13 protein-coding genes are annotated in these 16730 nt (G+C 38.5%); 8 read left to right on the top strand and 5 right to left on the bottom strand.

Annotated elements, in window-relative coordinates:
- Positions 1-2 precede the first annotated feature (2 nt).
- From JRG66_RS00950 to JRG66_RS00940, 3 genes are read left to right on the top strand one after another with little or no spacing between them, the layout of a single operon-like run.
- A complete protein-coding gene (locus JRG66_RS00950; RefSeq protein WP_265163865.1) occupies positions 3-1985 on the top strand; it encodes a polysaccharide biosynthesis protein in 1983 nt (660 codons plus the stop codon).
- Between the two features lie 3 nt (positions 1986-1988).
- Complete coding sequence (locus JRG66_RS00945) at positions 1989-2786, top strand: polysaccharide biosynthesis/export family protein (RefSeq protein WP_265163864.1); 798 nt, start codon at positions 1989-1991, stop codon at positions 2784-2786.
- Positions 2786-5176 carry a GumC family protein gene (locus tag JRG66_RS00940; RefSeq protein WP_265163862.1) on the top strand — a complete coding sequence of 797 codons (2391 nt, stop codon included), beginning with the start codon at positions 2786-2788 and terminating at the stop codon, positions 5174-5176. The genes JRG66_RS00945 and JRG66_RS00940 overlap by 1 nt, the downstream gene beginning before the upstream one ends.
- Here JRG66_RS00940 and JRG66_RS00935 read toward each other — a convergent pair.
- Positions 5173-5919, bottom strand: a complete 747-nt coding sequence (locus tag JRG66_RS00935) for a tyrosine-protein phosphatase (RefSeq protein ID WP_265163861.1) — start codon at positions 5917-5919, stop codon at positions 5173-5175. The genes JRG66_RS00940 and JRG66_RS00935 overlap by 4 nt on opposite strands.
- Positions 5920-6012: 93 nt before the next feature.
- Between JRG66_RS00935 and JRG66_RS00930 the strand changes: the two genes are divergently transcribed.
- The 4 genes from JRG66_RS00930 (at position 6013) to JRG66_RS00915 (ending at position 10545) form a co-directional block, all read left to right on the top strand.
- Positions 6013-7359, top strand: a complete 1347-nt coding sequence (locus tag JRG66_RS00930; protein WP_265163860.1) for a capsule assembly Wzi family protein — start codon at positions 6013-6015, stop codon at positions 7357-7359.
- 451 nt (positions 7360-7810) lie between these two features.
- Entirely contained in the window at positions 7811-8545 is a 735-nt protein-coding gene (locus tag JRG66_RS00925) for a helix-turn-helix transcriptional regulator (RefSeq protein ID WP_265163859.1), read from the top strand.
- Between the two features lie 72 nt (positions 8546-8617).
- Positions 8618-9151 (top strand): dihydrofolate reductase family protein, encoded by a 534-nt coding sequence (locus JRG66_RS00920; protein ID WP_265163858.1) that lies wholly within the window; start codon positions 8618-8620, stop codon positions 9149-9151.
- Positions 9152-9399: 248 nt separating this feature from the next.
- Positions 9400-10545: a sensor histidine kinase gene (locus JRG66_RS00915; protein WP_265163857.1), complete on the top strand. Its 1146-nt coding sequence runs from the start codon at positions 9400-9402 to the stop codon at positions 10543-10545.
- Positions 10546-10774: 229 nt separating this feature from the next.
- Here JRG66_RS00915 and mnmE read toward each other — a convergent pair whose 3' ends face one another.
- A complete protein-coding gene (gene mnmE, locus JRG66_RS00910) occupies positions 10775-12178 on the bottom strand; it encodes a tRNA uridine-5-carboxymethylaminomethyl(34) synthesis GTPase MnmE (protein WP_265163855.1) in 1404 nt (467 codons plus the stop codon).
- Between the two features lie 275 nt (positions 12179-12453).
- On the opposite strand from mnmE, the gene JRG66_RS00905 reads away from it, so the two are divergent.
- Positions 12454-12792, top strand: coding sequence for a DUF4870 domain-containing protein (locus tag JRG66_RS00905; protein ID WP_265163854.1), 339 nt, complete (start codon positions 12454-12456; stop codon positions 12790-12792).
- Positions 12793-12939: 147 nt separating this feature from the next.
- Here JRG66_RS00905 and dnaN read toward each other — a convergent pair whose 3' ends face one another.
- The 3 genes from dnaN to gldF all read right to left on the bottom strand — a co-directional run bounded on the left by dnaN (position 12940) and on the right by gldF (position 16654).
- Positions 12940-14058, bottom strand: a complete 1119-nt coding sequence (gene dnaN, locus JRG66_RS00900) for a DNA polymerase III subunit beta (protein ID WP_265163853.1) — start codon at positions 14056-14058, stop codon at positions 12940-12942.
- Between the two features lie 185 nt (positions 14059-14243).
- Complete coding sequence (gldG, locus tag JRG66_RS00895; protein ID WP_265163852.1) at positions 14244-15917, bottom strand: gliding motility-associated ABC transporter substrate-binding protein GldG; 1674 nt, start codon at positions 15915-15917, stop codon at positions 14244-14246.
- Positions 15918-15919: 2 nt separating this feature from the next.
- Entirely contained in the window at positions 15920-16654 is a 735-nt protein-coding gene (gene gldF, locus JRG66_RS00890) for a gliding motility-associated ABC transporter permease subunit GldF (RefSeq protein ID WP_265163851.1), read from the bottom strand.
- Positions 16655-16730 lie beyond the last annotated feature (76 nt).

Below are 16730 nucleotides of genomic sequence, written 5' to 3'. Positions count from 1 at the left end.
TTATGGGGAAGAAGTTAAATAAAGCCCTTGAGCAAATCTTGGCCTCTGAAAATCGGCTGGATATTAGAAATATTAAATATCTGCCCCGTTGGGCTATTTTGGGAATTGATGTAGCTCTAATTGTAATTGCTGACATATTGACTGTTATAGCTTTACAGGATCTCACTTCTCATTTTTATGATTTATTGTCTCTTTCCCAACGTATGTTCCTGGCAATAGGGGTTAATATTTTCTTCTTCTTTGTTTTTAGAACTTACGCCGGATTAATAAGGCACTCCTCTTATCTGGATGCACTAAAGATCATGCTCGCTTGCTTTAGCACTTTTATCACGCTATTGTTTATAAATTATTTTACATTTTTTCTTATTGGGGAAAAGATTTATCTGGTAGCTGGTCTTATTTTTTATTTTCTTGTGTCTTTTATCCTCCTGTTTCTTTTTCGACTTTCAGTAAAACAGGTTTATGAATATTTTAAAAGGACTCAAAGAAGCCAGAGTTTGCAAAAAGCTATTGTATTTGGAGCCGATGAAAACGCCATTTCTATAGCAGGTGCTTTAGAAATTGAGCATCCAAAGCGTTTTGATATAAGGGGATTTATTACGAATGATAATACCAGGCGAAACATCAGGATTTTAGGGAAACCCGTTATATATAATGGTCTGAAGATAAGTGAAGAGGCGCAAAAATTAGAAGCTTCTGCTCTAATTCTTTCTGAAAATACTTTAACCGCTGAAGAAAAATTCGCGGTTGTAGAAGACTGTTTGGAAAACAATATTAAGGTTTTTAATGCTCCCATTGTGGCCGACTATGAAGATGAGCGGTCTGTTTCTCACAAAGTCAAATCTTTGCAGATAGAAGATCTTTTAGATCGTGAGCCTATTTTGCTAAACAAAGAAAATAAGCGCCAACAACTCACAGGAAAGGTAATATTAGTGACTGGTGGTGCGGGCTCAATTGGGAGTGAAATAGTCCGGCAGGTTGCGGAATATGGGCCAAAGTTGCTTCTCATTTTAGATCAGGCTGAGACTCCACTTCATAACTTACAATTAGAAATTCAGTCTAAGTTTCCCGATCTGAATTTTAAATGTATAATCTGCGATGTTGCAAATCGTAAAAGGCTTGATCTTCTTTTAAAAAGAAGATCAGTAGATGTGATTTATCATGCAGCAGCATACAAGCATGTTCCTTTAATGGAAGAGAATCCTCATGAGGCAGTGTTTGTAAATATTCAGGGTACAAAAAACCTTGCAGATCTTGCTGTGGAACATAATGTGGGACACTTTGTTATGGTATCAACAGATAAGGCAGTGAACCCAACTAATGTTATGGGTGCTTCTAAACGAGCAGCTGAAATGTATGTGCAGGCTCTTTATCATTCAATATGTAAAGAACCAGGACAAACTAAATTTATAACAACCAGGTTTGGAAATGTTTTGGGATCAAATGGTTCTGTGGTTCCACTATTTAGAAAACAAATAGAAAATGGCGGGCCTGTAACTATAACACATCCAGATATAATTCGCTATTTCATGACTATCCCTGAAGCCTGTCAGTTAGTTCTTGAAGCAGGAGCAATGGGAAATGGAGGAGAGATTTTTATTTTTGATATGGGCGAACCGGTAAAAATTATGGATCTTGCTGTGAAGATGATTAAATTAGCAGGTTTTGTTCCCAATAAGCAAATTGGTATAAAAATTACAGGTCTTAGGCCAGGAGAGAAGTTATTTGAAGAACTTTTGAGCAATAAAAGTAAAACTTTACCCACTCATCACAAGAAGATCATGATCGCAATTGATCAACCCGGGAATTACCAAAAAATAAATTTTTCGATAGAAACTATTATCAGGGTGGCTGCAAAACTGAAAAGCGATAAGGTTGTTGCAGAATTAAAAGCTCTAGTTCCTGAATTTAAGAGCAATAATTCTACTTTTGAAAAGTTAGATAAAGAACCAGTACAACATCCTTCGCAAGAAAAAACCAATTAAACAATGGTAATATCTAAATCCTATAATTTTCTTTCTTTATATAATTACTTAGTAGTCTTATTAGGAGTCTTATTAGTTTCTTCATGTTCTAGCAGGAAAGATGTTGTTTATTTCCAGGATTTTGAACGACTTCCTAATATGGCTGCCCCTGATGATTTTCAGGCTGAAATTGAAATTAATGATATTTTACGTGTTGATGTTTCTTCAATGAATGAAGAATTGGCGGCACCTTTTCAACTTAAAGCTAATGCTCAAAATAACGGAAGTGGAGGGGGGAATAACGCTGCTTTAACTGGGTACCTTGTTGATTCCGATGGGAATATTAATTTTCCTGTCTTGGGGGAAATTCATGTGGCCGGAAAAACCAGAGAAGAACTGCAGGAAAATTTAACCACCGAGCTTCGTGATAAATATTTAAAAGATGCTGTAGTAAGAGTTCGCATTGTGAACTTTAAAGTTACTGTGATGGGAGAAACTGGTAGTCAGGTAATCAATGTCACAGATGAGCGTATTTCAGTTCCTCAGGCTATTGCGATGTCTGGTGATATTAGTTATGACGGGAAAAGGGACAAAATTTTAGTTATTAGGCAGGATAACGAAGAGTTGAAATATGAAATTCTGGATCTCACCAGTGTCGATATTTTTCAAAATCCTTTTTATTATTTGAAACAAAATGATATAGTGTATGTGGAGCCAACATATCGCAAAGTGAAATCTGCAGGATTTATTACAAGCTGGCAGGGATTGGTCTCTATTGTTACCACAGCATTTAGTTTATTTGTATTATTCAATAACATTTAATGGAAGAATTAGAGGAATTTTCAGAGAAAGAAGAATCCAATTTCGATCTTAAGGCAGAGATATTTAAATATCTAAAACATTGGAAATGGCTTGTGTTCGGCTGTTTACTCGGCCTATTCATTGCGTATCTTTATAACCGTTATACCATTCCTGCCTATACTACAGAGGCCTCAATGATGATTCTTAGCGAAGAAAAAAACGGGATGGTAGGGGCCCTCCCCTCTGGTGGTACTTCAATATTAGCTATTAATGATAACTCGCTGGATAATCAGATAGTCACACTCAAATCCAAGCGTTTGGTTGAAAAGGTGATTGATGATTTAAATTTTAATGTTGCCTATTTTATAGAAGGAAAGGTTATTGCTGTAGAAGCTTATAAAAATAGCCCCATTTCAATTGAGTTCTTAACTGATAAAAAAGTTGTTCATGAGTCTTCGCTAAATATATTGGTTACGCCCCAGTCTGCGACAACTTTTCGATTAGAAACCGCAAATGGTTCTTCCGGAATTTATGAATTTGGTGAGCCACTTGAAATAGGAGGACTTCGTTTTCTTATTGCTCCAAATCAAATTTCTTTAGGGGCTAATAATACTGTAAATATTGTTGTTCGTCCCATACGTACGGTAGCCAATGAATATATCTCAAAGATGGTCGTAGCACCACAAGGAAAAGCTAAAGACATTCTGTCGCTTAGCATCACAGGAGAAGTGCCCGAAAAATCCAGAGATTTTCTTAATACTCTTATGGTTCATTTTAATGCCGATGGAGTAGCTGATAAAAGGCAGGTAGCCGAAAATACAGCTGAGTTTATAAGACAGCGATTGGAACTGATTTCTCACGAACTTGATTCTGTTGAAGGAGGAATAGCAGATTTTAAAAGTGAAAATCGCTTTATGGATGTGGGAAGTAGTGCAGGTGAGTATATGGCCAAATCTACTATGGCTGAACAAGAAATTTTCACTTTGGAAACCCAACTAATGATTTTGGAAGGAATTGAAAGTACACTTAGTTCCGCTAAACCTTATCAACTTTTACCTGAAGGAATCGGATTGGAACAAGGGGGGATGGGATCTGCTATTGGTCAATATAATGAACTAGTGCTTCAGAGGAATGCGTACTTAAAAACCGGTACTGCTCAAAATCCGGTTGTGCAGACTATTAGTGATCAATTAGATGACTTAAGGGAAAATATCTTAAATAATATTGAGCAGACGCGTAGTTCCATTCGTATTCAATTAAGGGAATTAAACCAGTTAGATCAGAGGGCAGAAGGACAGTTTAGTTCATTTCCTGGACTTGAAAAAGGGATAAGAAGTATTGAACGTCAACAGGCGATAAAAGAACAACTTTATCTGTTTCTCCTGCAGAGGCGTGAAGAATCTGCTATTTCTTTTGCTGCCACGTCTCCGGTAGCTAAAGTTATTGATCCGGCCTTTACCTATAGTGAGCCTGTAGATCCTAAGCCATGGTTGGTTCTTACGGGAGGAGGGGTGATTGGCCTGGTAATTCCACTCCTAATTATTTTTGTTGTCAATTTTCTTGATACTAAAGTTCACCATAAAGGTGATTTGCAGTACCTCAATAAGCATGTACCCTTTTTGGGTGAAATACCAAAGATAACAAAGGATGAGGCCGAATTGATACAGTTAAATGATCGTTCTCCTTTGGCCGAATCATTTCGGATACTCAGAACCAATCTTGCTTACCTGGTTCAGTCAAGAAATAAAGATAAAGCAGAAGTCATTTTTGTTACTTCTACGATTAAGGGGGAAGGAAAAACTTTTATTTCTTTTAATCTTGCACGTACTTTAGCTAGTACAGGTAAAAAGATTCTTCTAATTGGAGCAGATGTGCGTAATCCAAGATTACACAAATTTGCTGGTAATCCTTTAGAAACAAAAGGTCTTTCAGATTATTTATACGATATGGATATTAGGGCGGAAGATGTTATTCAGCCAATGAAACAGGATAATATACCTGTAGATGTTATTTTCTCAGGAGCAATACCTCCAAACCCTGCAGAACTACTGATGAATGATCGTATGGAAGAGTTGCTGAAAAGTCAAAAAGGTAATTATGACTTCATTATTGTAGATACTGCTCCAACCATGATAGTTACTGATACTCTATTGATAAGTCAGCTTGCCGATACTACCCTTTATGTGGTAAGAGCAGGTTACACTGAAAAGAAATTACTTGATTTCCCTAAAGATCTAAAACAACAAGGTAAACTTAAAGGTTTAGCAATGGTTCTTAATGATGTTGATTACTCCAAATTTTCTTATGGAGCTAAGTACGGTTATTCCTATGGGTACGGTTATGGATATGGTGCAGATGACGATAAGAAAGGTCTCGTCGGTTCAATAAAACGTTTCTTCGGAAGAAGTTAAAATACAAACGTTTTTTTTGTATTGTCAATTATTGGACGCAGTATCTCTGCTTTTTTTGAAGAGATACTGGCTGTTGAGAGTTTTTCTAAATGTCTTGCCTGATGAGTATCAGTTCCTATAAAATCGATCATCTTTTCTTCCAGAAGCCGGTAAGCTATATCTTTCATGTTTTTTCCGTAATGGCCAACAAGACTAAGTGCATTTAACTGAAAGAGGCATCCCCTGTCTTTGAGTTCCTTGTAATTTCTAAGAGAGTTGGAATGTAGAAAAGCATAGCGCTCCGGGTGAGCCAGTATCGGTTTATATTGTTGAGTTTGAAGCTGAAATAGAATTTCATTAAGATTTATTGGTGGCTGGAAATAAGACATTTCTACCAGAACCATATCTTCTTTTAAACAAAGTAATTCTTTTTTCTCTATAAGGGCCATAAAATCTTGATCCATCATATATTCAGCTGCAGTCTTTATCTCTATGTTCAAATCATCAAGCGTATTCAGCTTTGTCATAAGTAGATCATAAGCTCTTCTAATACTTTTAGGAGTATTGGCGTAGTAATCATTCATGACATGAGGAGTGGCAATTATTTTTCGAATTCCCAGTTTTTGATAGTCATATAAAAGACTGATCGAAGTATCTACATCTGATGCGCCGTCGTCAATTCCTGGCAAGACATGGTTGTGGATATCAATAAAACCGTCAAGATAATCTTTGAGGAAGATTTTTTTCTGAAAGAAACTAAACATTTATTTATTTTATAGATTAAAAATAATGTTTTTATTTCATAGTCTATTGGGCTTTAGCGGAAGAATACTACATTTACGACACAAAATTAAAATGTGATAAAAAAGCTCACTTTTATGTTTCTGCTGTCTGCTTCAGCAGCTTTTTCACAGGAAGTAAACTATTCAGTAAGAGGTACTGCTCAGGGGCTTGTCTATTCGGGTGAAGAGAGTCCTTTCTGGCTGCATTCCAACCAACGTGGAAGAATCAATGAAAAAACTAATTTAAGTTCATGGTTAACCGGTACAGGAAACTATATGTTTCGAAATGGTGGAGTTCTTTCTGCAGGTATTGGCCTTCTTTACAGTGATGGTTATTCGGATGAAGTGAAGCTGGACGAGTTTTTTGTAAACTATGAAAACAAATGGGTAGAAGCATATGCAGGAAGAAAACAAAGGGATGAGTTTTTTAGAGGAATTAGTGCTACAAATGAAAGTGTATTATGGTCTTTAAATTCACGGCCAGTTCCGGGTTTTAGTGTTAAGGTGAAGCCTTTAACGCTTTTAAAACGTGCCGGAATTGGAATTAAGGCTTCTTGGGAAGAGTTTTTTTCGGATGAACGTGACAGGTTTATACAAATGCCCCGAATCCATCATAAAAGTTTTCATTTTATATACACTGGGATTAATAATGTAGAATTAGTAGCAGGCGGACATCATTATGTACAATGGGCTGGTAAATCTCCAGAGTATGGTGATTTACCTGCAAGTCTCAACGACTACATTAAAGTCATAACAGGAGGTAGTCTTGTAGGAGGTGGTGGCTTTGTGGGTGAGCAGGAGGTTAATGGTCTTGGAAATCACTTGGGCGGCTACGAAGTTCAGTTGAATACCTCATTTTCTCATTTTGATATTTCATTGATCTACAATACTATTTTTGAAGATTTTTCTGGCATAAAACTTCGAAATACCCCCGACGGGCGTTACGGCATCTATATTTCTGATAGGGAACCAGAAAAATGGGTGCAGGCTTTTATGTATGAATATTATTTTACCCGCAATCAGAGTAAAAATTATCCAACTACTGACGGAAAGGATAATTATTTTAACAATCACCTTTACCGTTCAGGCTGGACTTATGAAAATAGAATTATAGGGCTGCCTTTCATAATGCTCGACGAGGATAGGTTTAGAGTGGCACATAATAACATTGTTGCACATCACTTAGGCTTAACTGGTACGGCCTTTTATGAATATCCTTATAAATTTTTGGCCAGTTATCGGGGAAATTACGGTGCTAAAAGCGGAACTTCCAAACCCATCGAACGTATTATATCCCTGTATCTTGATGCTAATGTCTGGCAGAGATATGTACACGTAAACTTACAATTTGGAGCCGATCTTCACTCCTCTGAATCATCTAACGCCGGTATAGGATTGACTATTTCAAAAAGGTTTTTTTAAAATTATCACCTCACTTATAGGAGATATTGTTTAAGAAATGTTGATAATAATTACTGTTTTAAAATCTGCAGGATCTGAACTGTAGGTCTAAAATAGCGAGATCATATCCTCTTTCAAACATTCCATTAAGTATTATATAAGTACTGGACATAACTGTTAGCTTCAAGAGATTCTGGAAAAAGTTTATTCTTATTCCTATAGGTTATAATCAATGGTAAAAGAGGATAGTCATTGGAGAGAGTGAGATGTGTAAAATTTTATACTTTCGATTTGACGACTGAAAATTAAACTATAGACCGTTACAAAATGCCTATCCAAAAATGGCTTTTTTGACAACTATTTTTCTGAGGTAATAATTAATTATTGATGGTTAAGGTGTATTCCATATTCTCTAAGGCTCGTCTTAATATTCAGAATCCTGGCTGTCATTTTTAACAACATCACGAACCAGATGAAATACATAGAAACAACACCACACAAAGAATTAGCACCTTTTATTCATTCCTATTGGGAACTAAAAGGTGAAGGCTCTGACAGCCATTGGGAGCGAAATTTTCCAGATGGCTGCGCAGGTTTAGTAATGAATTTAGGTGGAGCCTGTTTGACCGACAATGGTTCTGTATCTATGGAATTCGGAAAAACCTATGTGGTTGGTGCAATGACTTCTTTTAAAGACAGTTTTATCGACAGCAACACACACCTGCTAGGAGTATGCCTTAAACCTGCAAGTTTCACCAATTTTTATACTTATGTGGCACAGGATGAACTGACAGATAATACAGTACAATTTGAAAAAATCAATTCATTTAATATTGATAAAATACTTGCAAACCATTTCCACTATTTCAATCAGTATTTTTTTTACAGAATTAGAAGCAAAGAAAATGTGCTGCATTCCATAATCAGTGATATTCATTCTGCAAATGGTAAATTGAAAATTTCAGAACTTGCAAGGAGAAATCATACTACGGTGCGGCAATTAGAAAGAAAGTTTAAGTCCCAAATAGGGATTTCACCAAAAGAATATTCAAACATAATTCGTTTTCAAAATGCTTTGAACCTAATCAAGAACTCCAGTGAAAATCACAGTTTACTAGATATTGCATTTGAATGTGGTTATTATGACCATTCACATCTTAATAATGAAATCAAACGTAATACAGGATTTTCTCCATCGATGCTTTAAAATGTCGCTTTTTTACACAGCGTAAATGATTGTCTAAAATTAATTTTGCCATATCATTAAAACCTGAAACAGATGAGAAAAATATCACTTTTTATTGCCACAAGTTTAGATGGCTACATTGCAAAACCTAATAACGATCTGAGTTTCTTAAAGCACGTGGAAAAAGAAGGTGAAGACTATGGTTATAGTGAATTTACAAATACAATTGACACTTTTATTATTGGTAGAAAAACCTATGATTATGTTCTTCAGGAAATTGGATCAGCATTTTACGATAATGGACAAAGGGATGTATATGTAATAACAAGAACCCACAGGCCAAGTATTGGCAGAACAACTTTTTTTACAGGTAAAATCCCCGATTTAATAGAACAACTTAAATCTAAAGAAGGTAAAAATATATATTGTGATGGTGGTGCAGAAGTAATTAATGAACTGTTAAAATATGATTTGATTGATGAATTTATTATTTCTGTAATTCCCGTTTTGTTAGGGGATGGAACAAGATTATTTAATGATGGTCGACCTGAACAGTTACTGGAATTTGTAAAAGCAAAATCATTTGAAACCGGATTGGTGCAACTGAATTACAAACGGAAAAAATAAAACATGGACCGCCAGGAATTTTTGAGCATATGTGGAATAAAATGCTATATTTAAAATTATTTAATATTAATAAATATAAGGTCGATCCTAATGTGTAGTGCTTCAATTGAGCACTAAGCTTTTTTTGACTTTTAAAATAAAAGACAGATATAATTTATAAAACGCTGCTTTTTATTCAGGTTTTGAATATCAGATAGAACAAAAAAATCTAACCCCTTTAATAAATATTTTTCCGCAAAAGAAAATTTATGCAGTTATCAGCTTTTATCAAGGAACACAAGGAGGAAATTATCAATGAATGGATAAAGTATGCTCAAGACAACATTGAATGTACAAATACAATGGACCTTGATGAGGTTATAGATCACATTAAAGGTATTCTTACCAGAATTGCAGAAGATATGGAGACCCCCCAGACAAATGATCAGCAGGAAGAAAAATCCAAGGGTAATAAGGAAATGTCCTCCGGTGATAAAGAAGCAGCTACAGCTCATGGGGAGCAGCGACTGGATTTTGGATTTAATTTTATGCAATTGAGTTCTGAATTTCGCGCGTTAAGAGCTAGTGTGCTTCGTTTGTGGTCTCATAAAAGCCGTAAAGAGAACTGGGAAACAGATTATCATGACATGATTCGTTTTAATGAAGCCATAGATGAAATCTGGATGATTTCTCTTGATCGTTTTCAGACGAAACTGGATGAAAGCAAAAATTTATTTCTGGGGATTTTAGGGCATGATCTGCGTAACCCCATTGCTACTGTCAAGGGAGCAAATGCGATTTTGAATCTTTCAGAGAATAAAACTGAAAGGGAGAAGAAAGCACTCAATTTATCCCAGTCAAGCCTAAAACGAATGACGGAATTAATTGATAACCTGCTGGAATTAAACGAACTGAGATTGGGAACTGGCATGACAACCAAAAAATCCACTTATGACCTTCAGGAACATACTAAGAAAATTGTGGATGAATTACAGTTAGCTTATCCTGAAGCTAATATTCTACTTGATGCTCCTCAACCGGTAGAAGGAGAGTGGGACATTCTAAGGGTAGAGCAGATGATAAGTAATCTGATTATTAATGCTATAAGACATGGGGATTCAGGAGGGGAGGTACATGTGAATATTTTTGAAGAAAAAGAAAAAGCTCTTCTAAGTGTTCATAATAATGGTGAACCTATTCCTGCAGAAATTCGGAAGAAAATTTTTACCGGCGGATTTTCAGGGAGCAATGGAAAACCGGGTAAGGAAAAGAGTTTTGGGCTCGGTCTGCTTATTGTAAAGGAAATTGTCGAAGGCCATGAGGGGAAAATTGATGTTCAAAGTAACAGAGAAGAAGGAACAACCTTTACCGTTAGCCTTCCTCTTAAGCCTACTTATGAGAAAAAACGCGGCTAAAAAGATGCTTTGGTATGATCAGATTAATTCAGGATTGTACACATTTTTCTAACTGCATTTCGACTACTGGAAAGAGTCATATTAATAGTGTTACTCGGAAAATATAGGATCGTATGCTTTTACTATTATGCGTGCATTTTTAATAAAATTATACCTACCTGTATATAGTTAGTGAAAAATTTGTGGAGTTGGTTACCTGAAAACTCCGGGATTGCTATAAGTCTCCTATTTATTTGCCAATACAAAAATTAGCAAAAATATTTCCTAATAGATCGTCATTAGTGATCTCGCCGGTGATTTCTCCGAAGTAATGCAGCGCCTCCCGAATATCTATTGCCAATAAGTCGCCGGAAAGATTATGGTTTAATCCATCCTGCACCTTATTGATCTCTTCTAAGGCTGAAAGCAGCGCGTTGTAGTGTCTGCTGTTGGTGACGATCGTGTTGTTGTTTCGGAGCTCCCCGGTGTTGACAAATTGTAGTAGCTTTTGTTGCAGTTCTTCGACGCCTTCACCAGATTTTGCTGAAATGGGCAGGTATTGAGATCCTTCGACTCCACTAAGGGTGGCAGCGAGTTGCTCTAATTGAGGTTGAGATAACTGATCTACTTTATTGGCAACAATGATTAAAGGCTTCTGCGGAAATTGATTCTTAATTTTTTCAATCTCAACCTTGAACCTTGAACCTTGAACCTTGAACTTTTCTGCATTCAGCAGAAAAACAACCACCTGCGCCTGAGAGATTTTCTCAAATGTCCGTTTGATCCCGATACTTTCCACCACATCTTCGGTTTCCCGTATTCCCGCGGTGTCAATAAACCTGAAGCCAATGCCGCCAATCGAGATCTCATCTTCAATGGTGTCCCGGGTAGTGCCGGCAATTTCCGAGACTATGGCCCGTTCCTCGTTTAAAAGGGCATTTAGCAGCGTAGATTTCCCTACGTTAGGCTCGCCCACAATAGCTACCGGAATCCCGTTTTTCAACACATTACCTACGGCAAAGGAATCAATGAGTCTTTTCAGCACATTCTGAATACGGCTAACCAGCTTGCGGAATTCATCGCGATTCGCAAACTCAACGTCTTCTTCAGCAAAATCGAGTTCCAATTCTATAAGGGAAGCGAAATTGAGGAGCTCCTGTCTTAATTTCTGAATTTCATTAGAAAATCCGCCGCGCATTTGCTGCATCGCCATCTGGTGGCTCGCCTGATTTTCCGAAGAAATTAGATCGGCCACAGCTTCGGCCTGGCTCAAATCCATCTTTCCATTTAGAAAAGCGCGTAAAGTGAACTCCCCGGCTTCAGCAGAACGACAACCCCTTCTAATCAACAACTGAATAATCTCCTGCTGAATATATGGGCTCCCATGGCACGAAACCTCTATAGTATTTTCACCGGTATATGATTTTGGCCCGTGAAAAACAGACACTAGCACCTCGTCTAAAATGCGTTCCCCGTCTGTAATATTTCCCAGGTGCAGCGTGTGCGAAGGCTGATCTAAAAGGTTCTTTTTGCTTTTTGCTTTAAAAATGGGAGCTACAAGTGCTATGGCATCTGGACCTGAAACTCTTATAATGGCAATGGCACCGGCTCCCGAAGGTGTGGCAAGGGCTACAATATTGTCGTTCAATTTCATGCCGCAAAAATACTAAATAGACTTTAGACGGGGTAGTAGATATTACTCAATCAAAAAGCTGTAAAATTTAAAGCTCCGAACATTGATCGAGCTATTGCAAACCAACAAATAATCAGTGACAGGTTTTTTTAGTTTTTGATCTTTACTAGGTGGTTCAGCATTTCTTTAAAATGTAAATATTTGTAACAATTGAATTTTTTATTCGTCTTTTTAGTACCTTGCAATACAAAGTAACCATCAATCAAATCAAAATGGAATATTCAAAAGCAACAATCATGAGAGAAGACAAGCAATTATTAATGCTCACGCACCTTAGCCAGTTACTGGATTTAATGACAGGGATAGGCGGATTTATTGTTCCGCTCATCCTTTGGCTTACGCAGAAGGATAAAGTACTGGGAATGGATGCTCACGGAAAAATGATCCTGAACTTCCAGATCTCTATTTTTATTTATTCTATCCTTGCCATTCCGCTTATCCTGTTGTTTGGAATCGGAATTTTACTGCTTTTCGGAATCGGAATTATCGCCATCGTCTTTCCAATCCTCAATGCGATTAAGGTAAGTAATGGTGAAATTCCGTCCTACCCGTTATCTATTCAGATCCTGAAGTAGTAAAGATAAGCATGGGCGGGTAAGAAGCAATAGCTTCAATTATTGGAAGACAGTTAACCTGCCACAAAAAAATACTTCTGAAAAATGCCATTTTTCAGAAGTATTTTAAAGATTTTTTATGCAGACGAATTTTCTGCCAATGTTTTCTTAGTTGTTCAGCATCACGGGCATCACAAGCATGGTGACCTGTTCTCCATCATCCAATCCGTCTACAGGAGTAAGAATTCCCGCACGGTTTGGCAAGCTCATCTCAAGCTGCACCTCGTTTGCATTGAGGTTTGACAGCATTTCAGTAAGAAAACGGGAATTAAATCCAATTTGCATATCATCGCCCTGGTATGAACAGGTAAGGCGTTCTTCGGCTTTGTTGCTGTAATCTACATCTTCCGCAGAAATGTTCAACTCTGCACCGGCAATTTTCAGGCGAACCTGGTGTGTGGTCTTATTTGAGAAAATGGAGACCCTTTTTACAGAACTCAAAAATTGTCCGCGGTCAATTACCAGTTTATTAGGGTTTTCCTTCGGAATTACTGCTTCATAATTAGGATATTTCCCGTCAATGAGTCGGCAAACCAGGGTAGTGTCTTCAAAAGTGAAACGTGCGTTTGACTCGTTGTATTCTATAAGGACTTCAGAATCTGAACCCGAAAGGATTCCTTTCAGCAAATTCAAAGGCTTTTTAGGCATAATAAATTCTGCCGTTTGAGAAGCCGCTATGTCGTTTCGCGAATATTTTACCAGCTTGTGGGCATCTGTAGCTACAAAAGTAAGGTTGTCTTGCGTAAACTGGAAAAATACGCCGCTCATCACAGGCCTCAAATCATCGTTCCCCGAAGCAAAAATGGTTTTGCTAATGGCAGTTGCCAGAATATCTCCCACAATGGTGGTGCTGCTTGGTTCTTCCAGGCTCACCGCCTTTGGGAATTCTTCACCGCCGGCGTAGGCCAGGGCATACTTCCCGTGGTTGGAACTAAGCTCAATGGTATTGTTATCTTCCACTACAAATGTTAGCGGCTGTTCCGGAAAGGTTTTTAGGGTTTCGAGTAACAGGCGCGCGGGCACGGCGATCTTTCCTTCAGAATCGGATTCTACAGAAAGTTTGGCCGACATTGTGGTCTCCAAATCTGACGCAGAAACGGTAAGTTCATCATGATTTAATTCAAAAAGAAAATTATCCAGAATAGGAAGAGTGTTGTTATTGTTAATCACACCTCCAAGTATTTGTAGCTGTTTCAGCAAATATGTGCTCGATACAATAAATTTCATTGGCTTCGTAATAAGTTAATCTTGATACAAATATATCTTAATCCTTCAAAAGGCATCAAGGCTCTTGTTATTTTTTATTAACAGGAAATCGTTGAAAATACCTCTCAAAAATGTCATTTTCAGCAGCTTATGTTTTTAAGATCCTGAAATTGTTAATAAACCGAAGCTTTCCTGAAGTTGCGCTGCTACTTGACGTATTTTTTCCTCCTTATTGCCCGGTACAGCACTGCAAACACGGCCAACAGGCCAAGCGGAAGGGCAATATTGAACATTTGCCAGAAAGTTCTTTCCTTTTCTGCCTTTTCGGGGTTCAAAAATGCGATTTTCACCTCCCGGCTTCTAATGTTGATAAGCCCGCGATCATCGAGCAGGTAATTTACCGCATTCAGTAAAAATTCCCTGTTCCCATAAGTTGTGCCGGTATAGCGGTCAAAACCCAGCTCTAAAGGCTCGCCGCGCTGCAACTGGTTTTTAATCACATCGCCATCGCTTATCACCAGTATTTTTGTCCCTTCACTTTTACTTCGGAAGTTATTGAGCTGAAAGGGCAATATCCGGTTGTCATACACCGAACTGAAGTTCCCTTCCAATAGAACGGCAAGAGGCTGTTCGCCTGCAGTAAATTCAGCAGGATTTGGCTCTGCGGTTATCTCTTCCAGACTAATTTCCCGGGGAAGCCCAGCTACCGCCGATCTTGGTGAAGTCGCCAGAAGTACTGTTTTGTCAATGTCATTTTGGAGGGTGTCGATTGGGTTGGCATACTCAAATTTTACTGCTTCGAGGTTGGTCACCACCGGATGGGTGGAAGGGGAGGAGGAAAGTGGAAAATAGAACCACGGATACGGATTGAACTGGGCGTTATTGCCCGATCCTGTGGCCAGGATAATTGGCGCCGAATAAAGGTCTTTTACCAGCGCCGGATTTATGCGCAGGCCATACTTAAAGAAGTAATCTCCCAGGTTAAGGTCTCGGGGCAGGGCAAAAGCGCTTCCGGCAGGGGTGAAAAGGCTGTCGGTCTCCATCGCGGCATGTTCTACCAGCCAGAGCTGTTTTCCGCCGTTCATAAGATACTGGTCCAGCACCAGTTTTTCGGCTTCAGTATAAGGCTCGGTGGGCTTGGCTTCAATTAACAGGTCGTATTCACTTAGCTGGTTTAGCGTGCGTTGAGGGTTTACAGCAACAGAATCTAAGGTGAAAGGGGCTATAAAGTAGTATTCCTGGATCTTTCTTATAAAATCGGCTATGTATTTGTCTTCCAGTTCGCCGTTTCCGCGCATTACCGCTACTTTTTTGCGTTTTGGCTCCAGTAGCTTCGAGAAGGCATCGGCAAAGGCATATTCCAGTTGCTGTACCGAGGCTGCCACGCGATCTTCGGTAGTTGCGCCCAACTGGTTTTTCAGCAAAGGAATGGCAACCGATTTATTTCCGAAGTTGGCCATGGCCCACGGAAAAACAATGGCTTCACTGGTTCGGCCGTTCTCCACCACGTTGATACGTGCCGGGGTCATGCCCATTTCATAAAACTGACTGGCTATTTCATTGGCATTTCCCCCTTCTTCAAGCGGATTGGTAAACCTGTAAGTGATCTGCGGATTCACAGCTGCAAATTCTTCGAGCAGCTGCCTGGTCTCTGCCTGTAACTTCCTGAACTCGGGAGGAAATTCTCCTTCCAGAAACACGTCGATAATCACGGGGGCTTCAGCTTTTGAGATTATTTCTTCTGAAGCTTCAGATAAAGTGTAACGTTTATCGGCTGTGAGGTCAAACCTTCCGAAGAAATTATAGGATAGTACATTAACCCCAATGATGGCGAGCAGCAACAAAAATACCTTCCAAAAATGTGATTTTTGAGGGTTCATTTTCAGGATTGTTTTTTCTTGTTGAGATTAAAAGTAGTAAGGGCCAGGAAGAGAAAAATGAAACTTAAAAAATAAATAACATCCCGGGTGTCAATCACGCCACGGCTTATGCTTTCATAGTGCGCATCGAGCCCCAGGTCTTCTATGCCAAAACTCCCGCTGCCAAACACATTTAAATTTGCAAGGGCTTCAAAGGCAAAATAGGCGATAAAGCAAAGAAAAATGGCTAGGATAAATGACACGATTTGATTTGGGGAAAGTATAGAGGCGAAAATCCCGATGGCCGCATAACAGGCACCGAGAAAGATGAGTCCAAAATAAGATCCTAAAATAACGCCGCTGTCAAGGTTCCCGTTAGGGCTGCCAAGATACCAGATGGCGGCAATATACAGCAGGCTTGGGAGGATGGCCAGCAGGACAAGAACAAGGGCGCCGAGATATTTTCCCAATACCAGCTCAATGGTGGTTAGGGGTTTGGTGAGAAGCAGCTCTAAAGTACCCTGTTTTATTTCTTCGGAAAAGCTCTTCATGGTAATTGCCGGGATGAGAAATAAAAAGATCCAGGGGGCAAGAGTAAAGAAAGGTTCGAGACTGGCGAAACCGCTGTCAAGAATATTGTACTCTCCTTTAAAGACCCAGAGAAAGAGCCCGTTCAGCACGAGAAAAAGTCCTATGACAAGGTAGCCTGTGGGAGAGGCGAAAAATGCGTTTATTTCTTTCTTTAATATAGCAAACACTTTTTTATTGTATAATGTATATTGAATATTGTATAATTGAAAATTTCAAATTTCAAGCACCAAATTCCAATCCAAT

Origin of the sequence: Salinimicrobium tongyeongense, from assembly GCF_026109735.1 — a bacterium.
In the GTDB taxonomy this organism is placed as follows: Bacteria; Bacteroidota; Bacteroidia; order Flavobacteriales; family Flavobacteriaceae; genus Salinimicrobium; species Salinimicrobium tongyeongense.
Note: the sequence above shows the minus strand (reverse complement) of the source record. Positions and strands in the feature narration are given on the sequence as shown.